The organism is Gammaproteobacteria bacterium, assembly GCA_016200485.1.
Lineage (GTDB): Bacteria > Pseudomonadota > Gammaproteobacteria > Tenderiales > Tenderiaceae > JACQEP01.
Window position 1 is genome coordinate 198,756 of record JACQEP010000010.1, and the last position, 16,275, is coordinate 215,030.

Here is a 16,275-nt window from a genome sequence, read left to right on the forward strand (position 1 = left end):
GTCTCGCCGCTGACTAAAAGCGGCGTGACCGTTCTTATTACCCGATATTATCAGGAACCGAACAGCGTCTGCACGGTACCCGCGCGATCCTCGGCGTGATTCCAGGCATCGAACAGCGCGGCCAGTGCGGCGGTATTACCGTAGTTATTGTTATACAGTGTGATCACCGTATCCGGTGACATCCCCCAGTTTTCCTGATTCAGACCAAAGCGTTGCAACCCCCACGCCTCCAAGGCGTTAAGGTATGCAGCCACCGTCTGAAAGCCCATCTGAAAGGGATCCTGGCTGCCATCCATATCCATCACCTGGATCAACGTGGCCCCGCCAAACTTACTACCCGCGAAAATGGAGTGGAACAGCGTAGTGGGGAGCGCGGGCGCGGGCCAATTTTCTTTATTACGATACGCGGTGCCATATTGTGTGCGGCTGGCTTTTTTTCCTTCGGCGAAAAAAGTCCCACCCTTCCAGAAACCGGGAGACCTACCAAAACAGGTGCCAGTGCTTGTGTTGGACAGATTCCCCGAGAGCAACCCTGATAGCGTGCAGTTGTAATACCCCAACGCCGGACGGCTGGCCAAGGTCATGATGACGGGGGCAGCGATAAGACTGGCGCGGGTGAACTGGCGCCGCGACTGATCGGTGCCTTTCTCCGGCGCGGTCACCGGCACGTTATCCTGAGATTGATCCTGCTGCCCATGTTCATTCATCATTCCAACTCTCCAAACCTTAACCTGCTAAATCCACAAAATCTGAGCAATTATATAATATTAAACCTGCCGACAACACTCAGAACGGGTATTTAATTTTTAAATGCAAAAAACGTACCATACAAGATAACGGATTGTTATATATAGAGATTTAAATTGCACCAACCCTGCCGAGCGGGCCAAGTGTAAAGTTTTCCGACACTTAAAGGGCACAGTGTCATGCTGGCCAGCCAGGAACCGCTTCTGTTATCGTAACTTTATTTATACGTTATCAGAAACTACTGCGGACAGGCATTCCAACATGGGACACAGACTCTCCAAGATATATACCCGTACCGGTGACTCCGGCACCACCGGTCTGGGCAACGGCCAGCGGGTGGATAAGGACTGTCCGCGTGTCGAAGCCTTTGGCACGGTGGACGAACTCAACAGCCATATTGGAGTGCTGCTCTCCCATTCGCTGCCAGAGGCCATCGAATCCTGCCTGACAGCGGTCCAGCACGACCTCTTCGACCTCGGCGGCGAGTTGTGCATTCCGGGGCATAGCGTCATTAAACCCGAACACATCCAGCGCTTGGAAAAATGGCTGGACACCTTCAACACCGAGCTGCCGCCACTCAAGGAATTTATCCTCCCCGGGGGCAGCCCAAGCGCGGCCAGCTGCCACGTGGCGCGTACCGTCTGCCGCCGCGCCGAACGGCGAGTGACCACGCTGATGCGATCCGAGCCCGTCAATGCTGAAATCTTGATCTATCTCAATCGCCTGTCGGATCTGTTATTTGTGCTGGCAAGAACCCTCACCCATTTCGATCACGGCCACGAAATTCTCTGGCAGCGCGGGCACCGCTCCTGAATAGTGCATGACCAAAGATTGCGCCACGGGTATAATTGCCGGCTTTAATGGGCATTGTTTCCGGGTCTTTGACTTCCAATAATTAAATTCATGCAGCCCCCCATTGTCATAATCGGTATCGGTGAAATGGCCGGTGTATTCGCGCGTGGACTATTACGTTGCGGACATCCGCTGATCCCCATCCTGCGCCATATGGAGCTGGAACAGGAAGCGCTCACCATCCCGGCACCGCACTTGGTATTAGTCGCTGTCGCAGAGGCCGACCTCCAGCCACTGCTTGAAAAAACGCCAATTGCCTGGCGCGACCGGCTGGTGTTGCTACAAAACGAATTGCTGCCGCGCGATTGGGAACACCACGGCCTCGACAACCCGACAATCATCTCCGTGTGGTTCGAAAAAAAGAAAGGTCAGGACGCAAAAGTGTTGCTGCCATCGCCGGTTTTTGGTCCGCATGCTCACACGGTCAGCGCAGCACTCAATGCCATCGCCATCCCCAGCACCATTCTTAGCGATGCCGAAGCGCTTCGTTATGAGCTGGTACGCAAGAATGTTTATATCCTGACCATTAATATTGCGGGCCTGATCACTGGCGGCACCGTCACGGAGCTCTGGCGCAACCATCAACCATTGGCGCGTGCGGTGGCCGATGACGTGATGACGATTCAGGAATACCTGGTCGGAGATTCGCTGCCACGAGAACGACTGATCAATGGCATGCTGGAGGCCTTTGCCGGCGATCCCGAACATAAATGCCTCGGCCGCACGGCATCACAACGTCTGGAGCGCGCCTTGCAGATTGCCGATGCGGCCGGTCTCTCGGTGCCCACATTGGAAGAGCTGGGGGCGCGCTTTCTTAACCGGCCATCGCTGCAGTCAAAGGTTGGCACGTGAACTATCGTCTTTTCCAAGCCGTATTCCGTTGCTCATATTTTTTCCTGATGGGATGTTTATCGCTATTTATTGGTGGCGCACAGGCAGCCACCTACACCATCACCGACCTTGGCGCCAATATCCAGCCACTGAGTATCACTGACTCTGGTCAGATTGTCGGCATCGACACGACCACCACACCGCCACGCGCGGTGTATAGAAGTGGAGGCTCTTGGCTAACATTACATAACTCCGGCAAAGCCGTTTCCGCCGGTGACAGTGGTCTCATCGCTGGCCACATCATCAATTCTCCCAATCGGGCACAACTGTGGCGCGATGGGCAAACCATCAATGAACTTGATACCTTCAGTGGCATGCTTGAGGCGCGCGGCATCAACGGGCTCGATGAAGTAGTAGGCATCCGCAAACTCGATAGCGGCGCCAGACGCCCATTTATTTTTGATTACGTCACCGGCTCACTCAAAACACTCACCACGCTCGGTGGCGCAGAAGGCTGGGCCAATGCCATCAATCAACGCGGCCAGGTCACAGGCAGCGCCCAGGATAGTAATGCCCAGCCAACCGCGTTTATTTATTTGCCCGATAAAGACACCGTCACCAGCCTGCAAACCCTCAGCGGCTTTACCGGCAGCGAGGGAGCATCTATCAACGATTCAGGAATCGTTGCCGGATGGGCGTTTAACGGCTCATCGGAAAATCTGGGACGGCGTGCAATCCTGAGCTCAACCGAAAAGGGTATTATCAATTTGGGTGCCCTCGATAAGGACGTCACCAGCTTTGCCAAAGGGATCAACAACGGCGAGATCGTTGTTGGACAATCCATTGGCGCCAATGGTAATGAGCGTGCCTTTCTGTATCAGTTTGCAAGCACTGAACGTTCTGTCATTACCGTCGCCCCCAATAATCTCAATCGAGTACTCACGGGTGATGCCAATGGCGCCGGCATCTATCAATCCCTGAATAAAGGTCTGACCTGGGATGTAACAAATATCGGCCTCAACGACAAACATGTATCCTGCATCGAATTCGACAAGACAAACACCAACCTCATCTATGCCTGTACTGCCGGTGGCTTATACAAGAGCGTCGATGGCGGCGTCACTTGGTTCTTTACTTCTAAAGGCATCGATAAACCCACCACCATAGGCACAGGTACCGATCCCGCCCACGTTTTTGTCATCCTCATAGATGCACGCAATCCCAATCACTTGTTTGTTGGTGCCGAAGTGGGTCTGTTCGAAAGCAATGACACCGGCACGACGTGGAAGCAAATCACAGATGTGGCTGGCGCGGTCTATGATCTTATCCAACAACCTTCCACCAAGACCCAGTTTTTCGCCGCGACCACACGCGGCGTCTACCGTTTCCGCGAAGGCACCACAGGCGCCACTTGGCAACAATCCAATGGTGATGCCCGCGCCACCCCCTCCACCGGACTTGTCCCCCTGCAAGTCGCCGCTTTGGCCATCGATCCCAATGAACCCAGCACCCTGTTTGCGGGAACCCTGGGGGGTAGTGTTTACTCCACATCGATTAACCCTGATACCCCGCTAAGCTGGTCTCAAAAAACCACCGGCATGACCAATACCGAGGCGGTCTACTCACTCAAGTTTGACACCGAGGATTTGACAACAGTTGGCGCGAGCCACATCAGCAAACTCTATGCCGGTACCACACGCGGCCTGTTTACTACCACTGACCAAGGCACGACCTGGACCCGCAACGCCAACTTTCAGACGGGTGGCGTCTATTCGATGTCGTTCAGTTCAAATTTCGCCACCCTTTATCTCACCACGCATGATGGCAATTCATGGTACAGCGACGACAGAGGCGCAAACTGGACCAATATCACGCGCGGCTCCGTCACGGGCGACACATACGAAATCCTGAATGTGCCCACTTCACCGCCGGTCATTCTGGCCGGTAGTTCAAAAGGCGTTTTTAAACTCAACGTAGATAGCTGGCAAGCCGCCTTCAGTGCCGCTGCCGGGACAAAAGTCGTTACCATCGTTGCCAATACCTTGACCAATCCCGCAACCTACTGGCTAGGCACCACTGACAAAGGGATTTATCGTTCCACCGATGGCGGCACCAGCTGGAACACAATCAACACCGGACTGAATAACTGGAATGTGTACGCCTTGGTTGCCGATACCAGTGCCAGCCCGGTGCGTCTCTATGCAGGCACCATGAACGGTGTTTACCGCAGCGACGACAATGGTAACTCATGGACCTTGGGCAATACCGGGCTGAGTAACGGCAATGTCTACAGCTTGCTGCTCGACACCCACACCAGCCCCAATCGACTGTACGCAGGCACTGCCAATGGCGTTTATCGCTCGACGGACAATGGCAACAGCTGGGTTCCTGTAAATACCGGACTACAAAACATTCCTATCTCCAGTTTATTGATCACCAGTACCTGGGATCTTTATGCCGCCAGCACCAAGAGTGGCGTTTTCAAAAGCACAGACAGTGGAGTTACCTGGAGCAACATCAGTGCCGCTCCGCTCAATAGCACCGTCCACGCCATCAAGCGTGATTCCGCTAACACTATCTATGCGGCTACCGCCAAAGGGGTATACAAATATTCTGTCGGCACCTGGTCAAACATCAGCAATGCCAGTTTAAGCGACATCGAGGTTTTCGGCCTGGAAGTTATTGATGCCAACACCCTCTACGCCGGCACCAATAGCAAGGGCGTTTATTCCACCACCGATGGCGGAAGCACATGGTCCGTGTTAGATAAAGGACTCACCGAAACCTCCGTCACCATCCAAGACATCACCAGCATCGTCAATAATGCCGACTGGGAACTGCATGACGCCACCGCCATCAACAACAACGGACAAATCATCGGCTGGGGCATGTATCAGGGACAAGCGCACGGTTATTTATTAACCCCTGCCAATGGCGTACTCACTGCCAACTTGAGCATTAGCCAATCGGTATATCCTTCCACCATCAAGAAGGGCATACCGCTGACTTTCCAGATTCGCATCTACAATGCCGGCCCTACCACCGCCACCAATGTACGGTTCAAGGATTGGCTCCCACCCAACACCCTCTACCATCATGCGTCCACCAACAATGGTGGCTGCGTCAAGGAACCGGGCGAAGTGGTACGCTGCTCACTGTTTGATATTGCGCCGGGCGCCACAGCCATTATCAATATTTCGCTACAACCGAATGTAGAGAGCCAGAAACTACGCAACATCGCGCAGGTGAAAGCGGATCAAATCGATACCAACTTCAGTGACAACACAACGGGTGAGACCGATTATGTTCAGGTAGACCGCTGCTTTATCGCAACGGCGGCTTATGGCTCCTTCCTTGACCCCCATGTCGAGACCTTGCGTAACTTCCGCGATGAGGTATTACTAAAATCGGAGATCGGACGTGTGTTCGTAAAATATTATTATCAATATTCGCCACAACTGGCAAAGATCATCAGCGAACATGCATCGCTGAAACTGCTGACACAAGCGATCTTGACGCCGATTATCTTTGCAATCACCTATCCTATCGTAGCGCTTCTGATACTGACTTTACTCGGTAGCTGGCTTATTCGGCGCCGGTTTCAAAACGGTAGGGGCACGGCGCGCCGTGCCCCTACTATGCCGGCCGCACCTTATTAACCCGGTGATGAAATATGTAGGAGCGGCTCTGCCGCGATCATTCGAATGATCCGATCTATTTTGCCGCCATGTTAATAATCGGCCGCAATAGATCAATAGTAAAATATCAGGCCAGATATCGCTCCGCCTTTAATAAACGCTCTCTAAATTTTGTGCTTGCCAACACCCAGGCAAGCAAAGCACCACCGGCATCCGCCGCCAGATCGGCATACTCAAAACTGCGGTAACCTGAGAAAAGTTGCAATAACTCAAGCCCATATCCCAGCGCGATAAAAAACAACAACCACAGCCAATGCCCGCGCCGCTGAAATAACTGTCCAAACCAGGCCATCATCGTAAAATAACTGAAGAAGTGCCCCAACTTGTCGGCATATTTCAGACCTTCGACGCTGATCGGCGATGGCGTTAACGACTCATAACACACCCAGGCAACCAGCATCACGCCTATCGTCAGCCACACACCAAAAAATTTTAATGGCTGACGCTTCAGCCGCAGCATCGGCATTTTTCTAATTTACAGCTTGCTCCAGCGGCCACAACCACGCCGCCCCGCGCACGCCCGAAGAATCGCCATGCTTGGCGGACACCAATCGGGTCAGCACCGTATCCGAAAACACATACTTACCCCAGATTTTGGGCACATGAACATATAAAGATTCGATATTGGAAACACCGCCGCCCAACACGATCACTTCCGGATCAAGCACATTGATCACCGAGGCCAAGGCCCGCGCCAAACGATCCTCATAGCGCGCCAGGGTTTCATTGGCTTCATGATGCCTCTGATTAGCCAGCGCGCTCAGTTCAGCGGCAGAATATTTACGCCGCGTCATGTTGTAATGATCACGCGTCAGTGCCGGACCACTCAGAAACGTTTCAATACAGCCCCGCTTGCCGCAATAACAGGGAGGTCCCGGCATTTCATCCCATTGCGGCCAGGGAATCGGATTGTGGCCCCATTCACCGGCAATCGCGTTCGGCCCTTGTACCAAGCGGCCATGCACCACAATTCCACCGCCGGTGCCCGTTCCAATAATCACGCCAAATACATTATTCGCACCCATCGCGGCACCATCAGTCGCCTCAGAAAGTGCAAAACAATCCGCGTCATTGGCTAAACGCACCGGGCGTTTTAATAAGTTTTCAATGTCCTGCTGTAACGGCTTACCGATCAAACATACTGAATTTGAATTCTTGATCAATCCCGTCGCAGGCGAAATCGCGCCCGGCGTGCCAACACCGACCGATCCCTTCAAACCCGTATCTTGTTCAAGCGCCGCGACCAGATCGGCCACCGTCTGCACCGTTTCCGGATAATTGCCTTGCGGCGTTCGCACCCGACGTCGCGCAAGCTCCGCGCCGTCATCGGCCAGTGCCATCGCTTCTATCTTGCTCCCACCCAGATCGATTCCGATACGCATGTCATTTTCTCGGTTTTAGTAAACGTCGCAAATAACGCCAATCAAAGAATGGCCCAGGATCGGTTTTACGTCCAGGCGCAATATCGCTGTGCCCCACAACATGTTCACGCACGATTCCAGGATAATGTTTCATCGCTGCACGGATCACCGCCGCCAAACGTAAATACTGAACATGCTCATAGGGTTGAGCATCGCACCCTTCCAACTCAATACCAATCGAAAAATCATTACAACGCTCACGCCCGGCGAAACAGGATTGCCCCGCATGCCAGGCGCGTTTCTGAAACGGCACGTACTGTACAATTTCACCATCACGCCGGATCAAAATGTGCGATGACACACGCACCCCCTCTATCTCTTTAAAAAAAGGATGCTGCGCGGAATTCAGTGTATTGGTAAACAGCGCATCGATGTATGGCCCGCCGAATTCGCCTGGTGGCAAACTGATCCCATGCACTACCAGCAAATTGATTTCGGTTTCCGACGGACGTTCATCGTAATTAGGTGAAACCACCCTTCTTACGCCTTTAAGCCATCCCTCGGCATCCACTGCCTGACGTGGATTCTTCATCATTGAATACAACCCCAAAGCGAGCCCTGTTGTCGGAGTCTAACACGGTCAAAACGAGTTCCAGGAGAGGAGTGAGCGAAACGGAGAAAATATGATGGTGCCGGATATAGGAGTCGAACCTACGGCCTTCGCATTACGAATGCGCTGCTCTACCAACTGAGCTAATCCGGCAACGGGGAGGAGTATATAGAACGGGCTGGGGTGAAACAACCTGAAGCAAGACTACGCCTGCTGATTACGAACCTTAATCACCACATCGACTCCTTCCGCCACGGTACCAGGGGGTAGTTGCGGCAGCTGACCCATGACCACGCAGCCGGGGTCAACATCCAACAGCTCGCCGGTATCGACGTTATAAAAATGATGATGCGGGGACATCGTCGGGTCGTAGAAGACCTTGGTCGGATCGACAATCACTTCCCGGACCAGACCCTTGCTGGCAAACAAACCTAAGGTGTTGTAAATCGTGGCCTTGGAGGCGACGGACCGTTGCTTGTTAACCATGGCCAACACTTGCTCGGCCGACACATGCTGGGGCCTGGAAAACAGGACTTGTGCGATCTCGACCCGTTGCTGGGTCGGATTCACGCCTTTTTTCCGCATGGCTTCAATCACTTCGCCACGGGTGAGGGGATAATTCGAGGTCATACTCATTGTATCGGCCATAATTCCCGACGATTTAACTTTATACACTTTATACCAATTCTACCTGGGCTGCACGCGCCCCGGACAAGGCATAAGGCCGAACATCCAACACCGGTTGCCGTTCAAGAATGATGTCGGCCAATAAACGGGCTGCTGCAGGCCCGGTTACCACGCCATTACGAAAATGTCCGGCATTAACGTACAACCCGGCAAACCGGGGATGGCCACCTATATAAGGAATCCCTTCTGGTGCGCCAGGGCGCAATCCGGCCCAATGCCGCACCACCGGATGCTCGGCCAAGCACGGAATCATGGTTACCGCGGCCTGATAAAGTGCCTGGTAAGCCTCATCGGTGGTCGATTTATCAAAGCCGACATCTTCCAGCGTACTGCCGACCAGCACCAATCCATCACGCCGCGGGATCACATACTTGCCGTTTCGCAGCACAATCCGTGACACCGTCCCTGGCGGGGTCTGAAATTGAATCATCTGGCCACGCACCGGTTTGACCTGCACTTGCGACATCAGCCCACCGAGAATTTGCCCACTCCAGGCGCCGCCGGCCACCACCACGCCATCGGCCACGATCCGGCCCTGGCTCGTTTCCAGTCCGATCACTCTATCTTCTTGAATTAAAATGCGTTTTGACTCGCAATTCGGCACCAGCGAAACTCCATTTCGCTGCAACATAACCACCAGGGCCTGGAGCAAACGAGGGTTACGAACCTGCCCGATATTCTTCAGCCAAAGTGCTGATGCCGCCGCACCGATATTCGGTTCAATTAATGAAAACTCATCAAAATCAATAGATTGGATATTGGCTTGATGATTTTCACCCCAGCACAGCGCCGGAGCCTCGTCTTTGGCATCCAGAATCAACAGGCCACTTTGAACATATTCCGGATCAATCCCGGAAATTTCATGTAACTCGTTAATTAGCTTGGGAAATTCTCGCTGCCCCCAAGCTGCAATGGCCGTTACCGCCTCCGGATAACGCCACGGATAAAGCGGCGACAGAATCCCGCCCCCCGCCCACGAGGACTCGCGCCCGATCTCACCACGTTCAATGAGCGTGACCTTAGCCCCTGCCAGACACAACTCCCGCGCCAGCAATAGCCCGGAGAGTCCACCACCAACAATCACACACTCAGTCATGTGACAATTATCACATAAATTCCACTGCCTTCGGTCGGTCACGGCCGCTCATCGGCCCCGCAACACCACTCACCCCAGTCCCCCTGCGAACCGGGTCAACTCCCTTATCAGCCTACCGATAACTAATACGTCGAAACCCTAAATGGCTGAGTGATATGCAGTTCACACTTTACAAAGCACCCCCCCAAAGCGGATTTACGCTGGTCGAGCTGATGATTACGCTCGCGATAGCGGCGATTTTGGTATCGGTCGCGGTGCCCAGTTTTACCGATATGGTCGCGAGTAATCGGATAACCACTCAAGCCAACCAGTTCGTTACCGCCATGAACCTGGCGCGTAGCGAGGCGATCAAGCGCAATGCCGCGATTAATGTCACGTCCGCTGGTGCAACCTGGGCCAGTGGCTGGGCGGTCACTGTCGCCGCCAACGGAACAGTCGTGCGCAATTTTGCAGCACTTGAGGGCAGCTCTACGCTCGCCAGTGCTGGTAATGTTGCAACATTTCAATACCAAGCCAGCGGCCGGGTGAACGTCGCTGACACACTCTCACTGTGTGATAGCCGAACCGGCGAAATGGGCCGCACAATCACCATCTCGCTCACCTGTCGCGTCAACACTGCCCCCCTTGCTTGTCCATAGGTGACAACGTGAACATTTATCATCGTCCAGGAAAATCAAAAATGACCGGTCTCACTATGATTGAGATCCTGGTGACCTTGATTATCCTCGCCGTTGGTTTGCTGGGCATTGCCGCACTACAAATCGTCGGCCTACGCAGCACTGGGGGATCTGAAAATCGAACACAAGCCACACTCTTCGCCAACGAGATTGCTGAACGGATGCGCGCCAATATTGATGGCGTGAACAATAACCTGTATATCGCCAATTTAAACGCCGCCAGCTGCGCTGCACCGCCCGTCCCTTACTGCAGCGATAATTTCAATGGTGGCGCCGCCGTCGCGGCAGCGCCTTGTACGCCGACCAACATGGCGACCTTTGATCTCTCTGAATGGTTCTGCGGCGTTTCTTCAGGTGGCACATTCGTAGGAGGCGTAAGAAACACATTACCCGGCTCGACAGCCACTATCACGTGTAACGATAACAATGCACTCGACCTCGATGCCTGTACAGACAACTCAAGTCATACTATCACTATCAACTGGTCTGAGCGTAACTCCAACCAAAGCGCGGGCGCGGCAGCCACGGTCAATCAAAACATATCGATGACAATACAGCCATGAATCATCAAGCACGCATTTTGCCGAATTCACGCACTCGTCAAGCCGGACTTACTCTGGTTGAAATGATGGTGGCCATCACTATCAGTCTGATACTCATGGCCGGCGTGACTCAAATATTTCTCAGCAGCAAATCCTCCCATACCGTGCAAAATGGCATGGTGCAATTACAAGAAAATGCCCGCTTTGCCTTGGATTCACTGGCCAATGATATTCAGATGGCAGGATTCGCGGTTGCCACCGCAGCACCGAACAGAGTTACCATTGCCAGAACCCTGAACAATGCCGCAGCCAATGCCATCGCCGGCATAACCATAGCAGCAGGCAGCGATACTATTGAAGTCAATTATCAATCCGCCACTGATTGCCTTGGCAACGGTACAGGTATTGGTGGCATTGCAACTAACCTATATTTCACCGACGGCACGAATCTCATGTGCAGCTCTAATGGCGGCGCCGCGCAAGTGATTGCCGAAGGTGTCGAAGACATGCAGATTCTCTATGGCATCGATACAAATAGCGATGGCATTGCCAATCAATATGTTGCAGCCAATGCCGGCATGACCATAACGCAAATTGTCAGCGTACGAATTGCATTGCTAGTAAACACAGTGAACTCAGTAGGCCTGAGCGCCGCCGGCACCTACTCCCTGCTCAATGAAACACCTGTCGGCCCGTTCAACGACAACCTGTTAAGACAGGTGTATACGCGTACCATAATCTTGCGCAACCAAATAACGTGAGCGAAGTTATGAAAGTGACTATAGATTACCGAAATAAACAGAAAGGCGTGGTACTGGTTATCAGCCTGATGATCCTGCTAGTACTCACGATCATTGGTATTGCGTCTGTATCCAACGCCACCATAGAAGAGCGTATGGCCACTAATTTCCATCACACAACACAGTCGTTCCAGAAAGCGGAAACTACAATTAGCAATGTCATTAATGCAGGCACATTAGGAGCCCCCGCATATGCCCAAGCGAATGACCCATTACTTCAAGCCGCTAATGTCGGCCAGGGAAACCCCATTGGACCTATAGCCGATGCTACAGTGGATCCATTGGCAGCCAGCACATACACAGTCACTTTCCAAGGCGAACAAGCCGACGCGTGTCCAGGCAACCCAGTTACCCAGGAATCGCCATTCATATGTAACGGCTATCAAGTGACAAGTACAGCTTCTATTGCGAACAGCGGTGCTGCTACAACACATATCCAAGGCCTCGGTCATGTCGAGCCCCGCTAATTACGTTTCAACTTGGAGAAATTAATTATGATCATTTTCGCGCGTAATAAAGGTTTGGTACCAGCTCTGCTTGCTGCAGGACTTCTTGTCTCGTTACAGACTGCTGGCGCCACAGCACCTCGAGAACATGGTGCCGAGGTGGACAATATTACTGTCGATCTTAATAAAGAAACTGATGGCGGCACTCTGCGTGCGTACGGATGTAAAGAATGTCCGCTAGAACTGACAGTGAACAGCGAAACCATATTTTATATGGATAGCAAAGTAATTAACCTCAATAAAGTTCGTGATCTATCCGGAAGGCCGGGCACAGTGATTTATCAAAAGGAAAACAAAACTGTTCTCAAGGTCATGTGGTAAGCCATTAACCAGGTTCGAATTAGAATGCTCCAGTACTCGGGCAATTAAGTGAGGCGTGCTATGAAAACGATATTCCAACAGCTTAAGTACTTTACCTTAATCACCAGTGCCGCTTTATGGATGGGCGGTTCAGTCATGGCTGAGGATGTCGAAGTCTATCTGGGCAATAATCTGGCCGCCTCAGATATCCGGCCCAATATCACGTTCATCATCGACACTTCAGGCAGTATGAATACAGCGGATGTCACCGAGACAGCTGCCTCCCCAACCTATGATGCCACTGGAACCTATACCGGCAGCTGTAGCGCTACCAGGGTCTATTGGAGCACTACCGGCACTCCACCGGATTGCAGTACCACTAATCAATATGTCAGCACTAGCGCCAACAAGTGTAATGCTTCTGCCAGTGCATTAGGCAGTAGCGCAGGCGCTTCCGGTTATTATTCGGGCCGGTTTGCACAAAATAACAGCAGTACCTGGGGTGGTCTTAGCACCAGCCAGCACACCAATTATCTTGAGTGTCAGACGGATTGGGGGGTACATGGCAAGGCGAGTGGCGATGGAAAACCATACCCTGCCAATGGCGCCAATGGCCCATGGAATTCGAACGTTGCCAAGGGTATTGCCTGGGCTGCCACCGGCGGCAACTACACTCTCTACAGCGGCAATTATCTGAACTGGCGCACCAATCCCACTATCACCATCAGCAAGACGCGCCTGGAAACCGTAAAGGAGGTATTCGCCAACCTGATGGGTAGCCTCCACAATGTCAATATTGCCATCATGCGTTACGACAATAGGAGCACCACATCAAATTTGGGTGGCTACTTCGTGATGCCGATGCAGCAATTGACCGATGCTAACAAGCAAAGCTACATCGACACCGTTAACGCTTTCACCGCGGGCGGTTACACCCCCCTGGCCGAAACTTTGTACGAATCCTATCTGTATTATCGCGGTGACACCGTGAAGTTTGGTAATAGCACCAGCCCAGCCCATAACGTGGCCAGTGTGTTGGATCCCGCTAACAGCAATAAGTATAAGAGCCCAATCGAATACCCATGTCAGAAGAATTTCGTCGTATTTCTAACTGATGGTGAACCAACTTACGATACGGATGCGGACACTGCGATTAAGGCTCTTTCAGGATTTTCCGGGGTCACGGGATCTGCCACCTGTAGCGGCGACTGCATGGACGAACTAGCGCAGTATATGAATACCAAGGACTGCCGAACCAACCTTGACGGCGACCAAAAAGTGAGCCTGTATACCGTAGGCTTTGGCCAAGACGTTGTTCACGTGGCTCCTAATCCTCCGACTGCTGCCGAAACGCTTCTGACCAATGCAGCCACGAAAGGCGGTGGCAAGTTTTATACCGCAGTGAATTCCACCGAACTGACAGATGCATTTAACGGCATCATGGTCGATATCCTGGCCGTCAATACTTCCTTTATCGCCCCGGCGGTTTCGGTGAATGCATTTAATCGGTTTGCGCATCGTAGTGAACTGTATTACGCCCTGTTCAAACCGAGCTCGGAGCCAAAATGGTATGGCAACGTTAAGCGCTTCAAACTGACCGGCGATCCAGCAACAATAGTCGATGCCAATCTAGTCGATGCTGTTGATGTGAACACGGGTTTCTTCAAAACCACGGCAACTAGTTTCTGGACACCTGCAACCGAGGCCCCAGATGGTGATGATGTCAAAAAGGGCGGCGCGGCCAGTGTATTGGCCTTGCCACGAACCGTGTACACCTACACAGGCGCCACGGCGCCCAATAACGTGATTTTATCCGCCGCGAGCAATAGTCTGAATGAAAATAATACGGCTGTCACCAAAACCATGTTGGGTGATGCCGCGATGACAGATGTACGTCGAACTGAGCTGCTACAATGGGTGCGCGGCGTGGATCTGCTGGATGAGGATACTGATACCTCGGTGACCGACATTCGCCACTATATGGGAGCTCCACTCCACTCTAAACCTGTTCTTATTACCTACGGCGGAACCGATGCCAGCCCAGATATCACACTGTTCGTCGGCACCAGTGAAGGTAATCTGGCGGCAATCAATGCCAGCAATGGCACTGAGGTGTTCTCTTTTACACCGCAGGAATTACTGCCAAATTTGGCAACCCTGTATGATAACTCATCAAACATCTCGACAGTTTATGGTTTAGATGGGCCGTTAACCAAGTGGGTCAATGACGCCAATGACAATGGAGTATTGTTGACTGCGGGCGGTGCTACCGAAGCTGGCGAATTTGCTTACCTCTATCAGGGCATGCGTCGCGGTGGCAAGAATTATTATGCCCTCAATGTCACCAACCGTAGCGCCCCCGTGCTCAAATGGGTAATTACGGGCGGCGTTGGAGAGTTCAGCGAGTTGGCCCAAACCTGGTCGTCTGCTCAAAAAACCAAAATCAAACTGAATGGTACTGACAGAAACGTGCTCATCTTCGGTGGTGGCTATGATCCTGCCCAGGATAGTAATACCACTGTTCAAAATGACACCATGGGTCGTGCCGTCTTCATTGTTGATGCCGATACTGGCGCCAAACTCTGGCAAGCAGGACCTGCCGGCTCCAGCAACGGCGGCAACCCGAATCTGGTTCTGAGCGACATGAAGTACAGTATTCCATCCGATGTCAGCATAATCGACATCAATCATGATGGTTATGCCGATCGCTTGTATGTTGGAGATATGGGCGGCCAGATCTGGCGCTTTGACCTAAGCACTAGTAACACTGGGGCGGGTAACCTGGCCACAGCTGGTGTCATCGCCAAACTCGGCGACACCACCGTGGCTGGCAACCGCCGCTTCTACTATGCTACGGATGTATCACTGTCCCTCGATAAATCTAATCTTAATATTGCCATCGGCTCAGGTTGGCGTGAACACCCATTAGATACCGCCGTACATGATGCTTTCTTCATCATTCGCGACACAAATATCTATGGTCCTGCTCTCGACGCAAATGGCAGCCCTGTTTACACCGCCATCACCCTGTCAGATCTCTATGATGCGACGGCCAATGACATTGGACAGGGGGTAACCACAACTAGTGCTGCCCTATCCGGAAAGAAAGGATTGTATATTTGGCTGAAGGATTCCGCGGGTAACTTTATTGGTGAAAAAGTGGTGGCACCCTCAGTGACATTGGCAGGCATGGTCTTGTTTACCACCTATACACCAACTGCTGCCGCTGCCAACAGCTGCGCCCCTAGTCAAGGCGTTGCCAATTTCTATTTGGTCAATGTCACTGACTTCACACCAAAGGCTAATCTGGACGGTTCGGCCGATAGCACCAATTTGACCACATCGGACCGGAAAACTGCTCTCACCAGAGGCGGCCTTGCCTCAACGCCAAGCGTAATCATTAACGGCGAGGCATTAGGCACTAATAACGCTGACAATGCGATCGTCATTCTCTGCGGCGCCGAAAAATGTATTAAGGACCCCGACACGAACAAGAAGATCTCGAGAGAGTTATTACAGCCGCCGATTAAAACCTATTGGCAGAAACAATGAGCCTGTTAACAGTAAA

Annotated in this window: 15 protein-coding genes and 1 tRNA gene; 9 read left to right on the forward strand and 7 right to left on the reverse strand. The window is 52.5% G+C overall.

Annotated features, from left to right (window positions below):
* Positions 1 to 50 precede the first annotated feature (50 nt).
* A complete protein-coding gene (locus HY272_06225; GenBank protein ID MBI3772278.1) occupies positions 51 to 710 on the reverse strand; it encodes a hypothetical protein in 660 nt (219 codons plus the stop codon).
* Between the two features lie 298 nt (positions 711 to 1,008).
* Between HY272_06225 and HY272_06230 the strand changes: the two genes are divergently transcribed.
* From HY272_06230 to HY272_06240, 3 genes are all read left to right on the forward strand, one after another.
* Positions 1,009 to 1,560: a cob(I)yrinic acid a,c-diamide adenosyltransferase gene (locus HY272_06230; protein MBI3772279.1), complete on the forward strand. Its 552-nt coding sequence runs from the start codon at positions 1,009 to 1,011 to the stop codon at positions 1,558 to 1,560.
* Positions 1,561 to 1,650: 90 nt separating this feature from the next.
* The gene (locus HY272_06235) at positions 1,651 to 2,451 is read left to right on the forward strand and encodes a hypothetical protein (GenBank protein MBI3772280.1); all 801 of its coding nucleotides are present in this window, start codon (positions 1,651 to 1,653) and stop codon (positions 2,449 to 2,451) included.
* Positions 2,448 to 6,089 carry a DUF11 domain-containing protein gene (locus HY272_06240; GenBank protein ID MBI3772281.1) on the forward strand — a complete coding sequence of 1,214 codons (3,642 nt, stop codon included), beginning with the start codon at positions 2,448 to 2,450 and terminating at the stop codon, positions 6,087 to 6,089. Before HY272_06235 ends, HY272_06240 begins: the two co-directional genes overlap by 4 nt.
* A 106-nt stretch (positions 6,090 to 6,195) precedes the next feature.
* Here the strand turns inward: HY272_06240 and vanZ are convergent, their stop codons facing one another.
* The 6 genes from vanZ to thiO all read right to left on the reverse strand — a co-directional run bounded on the left by vanZ (position 6,196) and on the right by thiO (position 9,882).
* Positions 6,196 to 6,588, reverse strand: coding sequence for a VanZ family protein (gene vanZ, locus HY272_06245; protein MBI3772282.1), 393 nt, complete (start codon positions 6,586 to 6,588; stop codon positions 6,196 to 6,198).
* A gap of 10 nt (positions 6,589 to 6,598) precedes the next feature.
* Complete coding sequence (locus tag HY272_06250) at positions 6,599 to 7,510, reverse strand: ROK family protein (GenBank protein ID MBI3772283.1); 912 nt, start codon at positions 7,508 to 7,510, stop codon at positions 6,599 to 6,601.
* Between the two features lies 1 nt (position 7,511).
* Positions 7,512 to 8,081, reverse strand: coding sequence for a 1,6-anhydro-N-acetylmuramyl-L-alanine amidase AmpD (gene ampD / locus HY272_06255; protein MBI3772284.1), 570 nt, complete (start codon positions 8,079 to 8,081; stop codon positions 7,512 to 7,514).
* 95 nt (positions 8,082 to 8,176) lie between these two features.
* Positions 8,177 to 8,252 (reverse strand) — tRNA-Thr (locus HY272_06260).
* 51 nt (positions 8,253 to 8,303) lie between these two features.
* Positions 8,304 to 8,735 carry a transcriptional repressor gene (locus HY272_06265; GenBank protein MBI3772285.1) on the reverse strand — a complete coding sequence of 144 codons (432 nt, stop codon included), beginning with the start codon at positions 8,733 to 8,735 and terminating at the stop codon, positions 8,304 to 8,306.
* Positions 8,736 to 8,775: 40 nt separating this feature from the next.
* Positions 8,776 to 9,882 carry a glycine oxidase ThiO gene (gene thiO / locus HY272_06270; GenBank protein MBI3772286.1) on the reverse strand — a complete coding sequence of 369 codons (1,107 nt, stop codon included), beginning with the start codon at positions 9,880 to 9,882 and terminating at the stop codon, positions 8,776 to 8,778.
* Positions 9,883 to 10,037: 155 nt separating this feature from the next.
* Here thiO and HY272_06275 point away from each other — a divergent pair, with 155 nt between their 5' ends.
* The 6 genes from HY272_06275 to HY272_06300 are packed head-to-tail and all read left to right on the forward strand — an operon-like array spanning position 10,038 to position 16,259.
* Positions 10,038 to 10,520 (forward strand): GspH/FimT family pseudopilin, encoded by a 483-nt coding sequence (locus HY272_06275; protein MBI3772287.1) that lies wholly within the window; start codon positions 10,038 to 10,040, stop codon positions 10,518 to 10,520.
* Between the two features lie 41 nt (positions 10,521 to 10,561).
* Positions 10,562 to 11,122, forward strand: a complete 561-nt coding sequence (gene pilV / locus HY272_06280) for a type IV pilus modification protein PilV (protein MBI3772288.1) — start codon at positions 10,562 to 10,564, stop codon at positions 11,120 to 11,122.
* The gene (locus tag HY272_06285) at positions 11,119 to 11,862 is read left to right on the forward strand and encodes a PilW family protein (GenBank protein MBI3772289.1); all 744 of its coding nucleotides are present in this window, start codon (positions 11,119 to 11,121) and stop codon (positions 11,860 to 11,862) included. Before pilV ends, HY272_06285 begins: the two co-directional genes overlap by 4 nt.
* An 8-nt stretch (positions 11,863 to 11,870) precedes the next feature.
* Positions 11,871 to 12,368 (forward strand): hypothetical protein, encoded by a 498-nt coding sequence (locus HY272_06290; protein MBI3772290.1) that lies wholly within the window; start codon positions 11,871 to 11,873, stop codon positions 12,366 to 12,368.
* A 27-nt stretch (positions 12,369 to 12,395) separates the two neighbouring features.
* The gene (locus HY272_06295; GenBank protein MBI3772291.1) at positions 12,396 to 12,728 is read left to right on the forward strand and encodes a hypothetical protein; all 333 of its coding nucleotides are present in this window, start codon (positions 12,396 to 12,398) and stop codon (positions 12,726 to 12,728) included.
* Between the two features lie 60 nt (positions 12,729 to 12,788).
* Positions 12,789 to 16,259, forward strand: coding sequence for a hypothetical protein (locus HY272_06300; protein ID MBI3772292.1), 3,471 nt, complete (start codon positions 12,789 to 12,791; stop codon positions 16,257 to 16,259).
* The last annotated feature ends 16 nt before the right edge of the window (positions 16,260 to 16,275 follow it).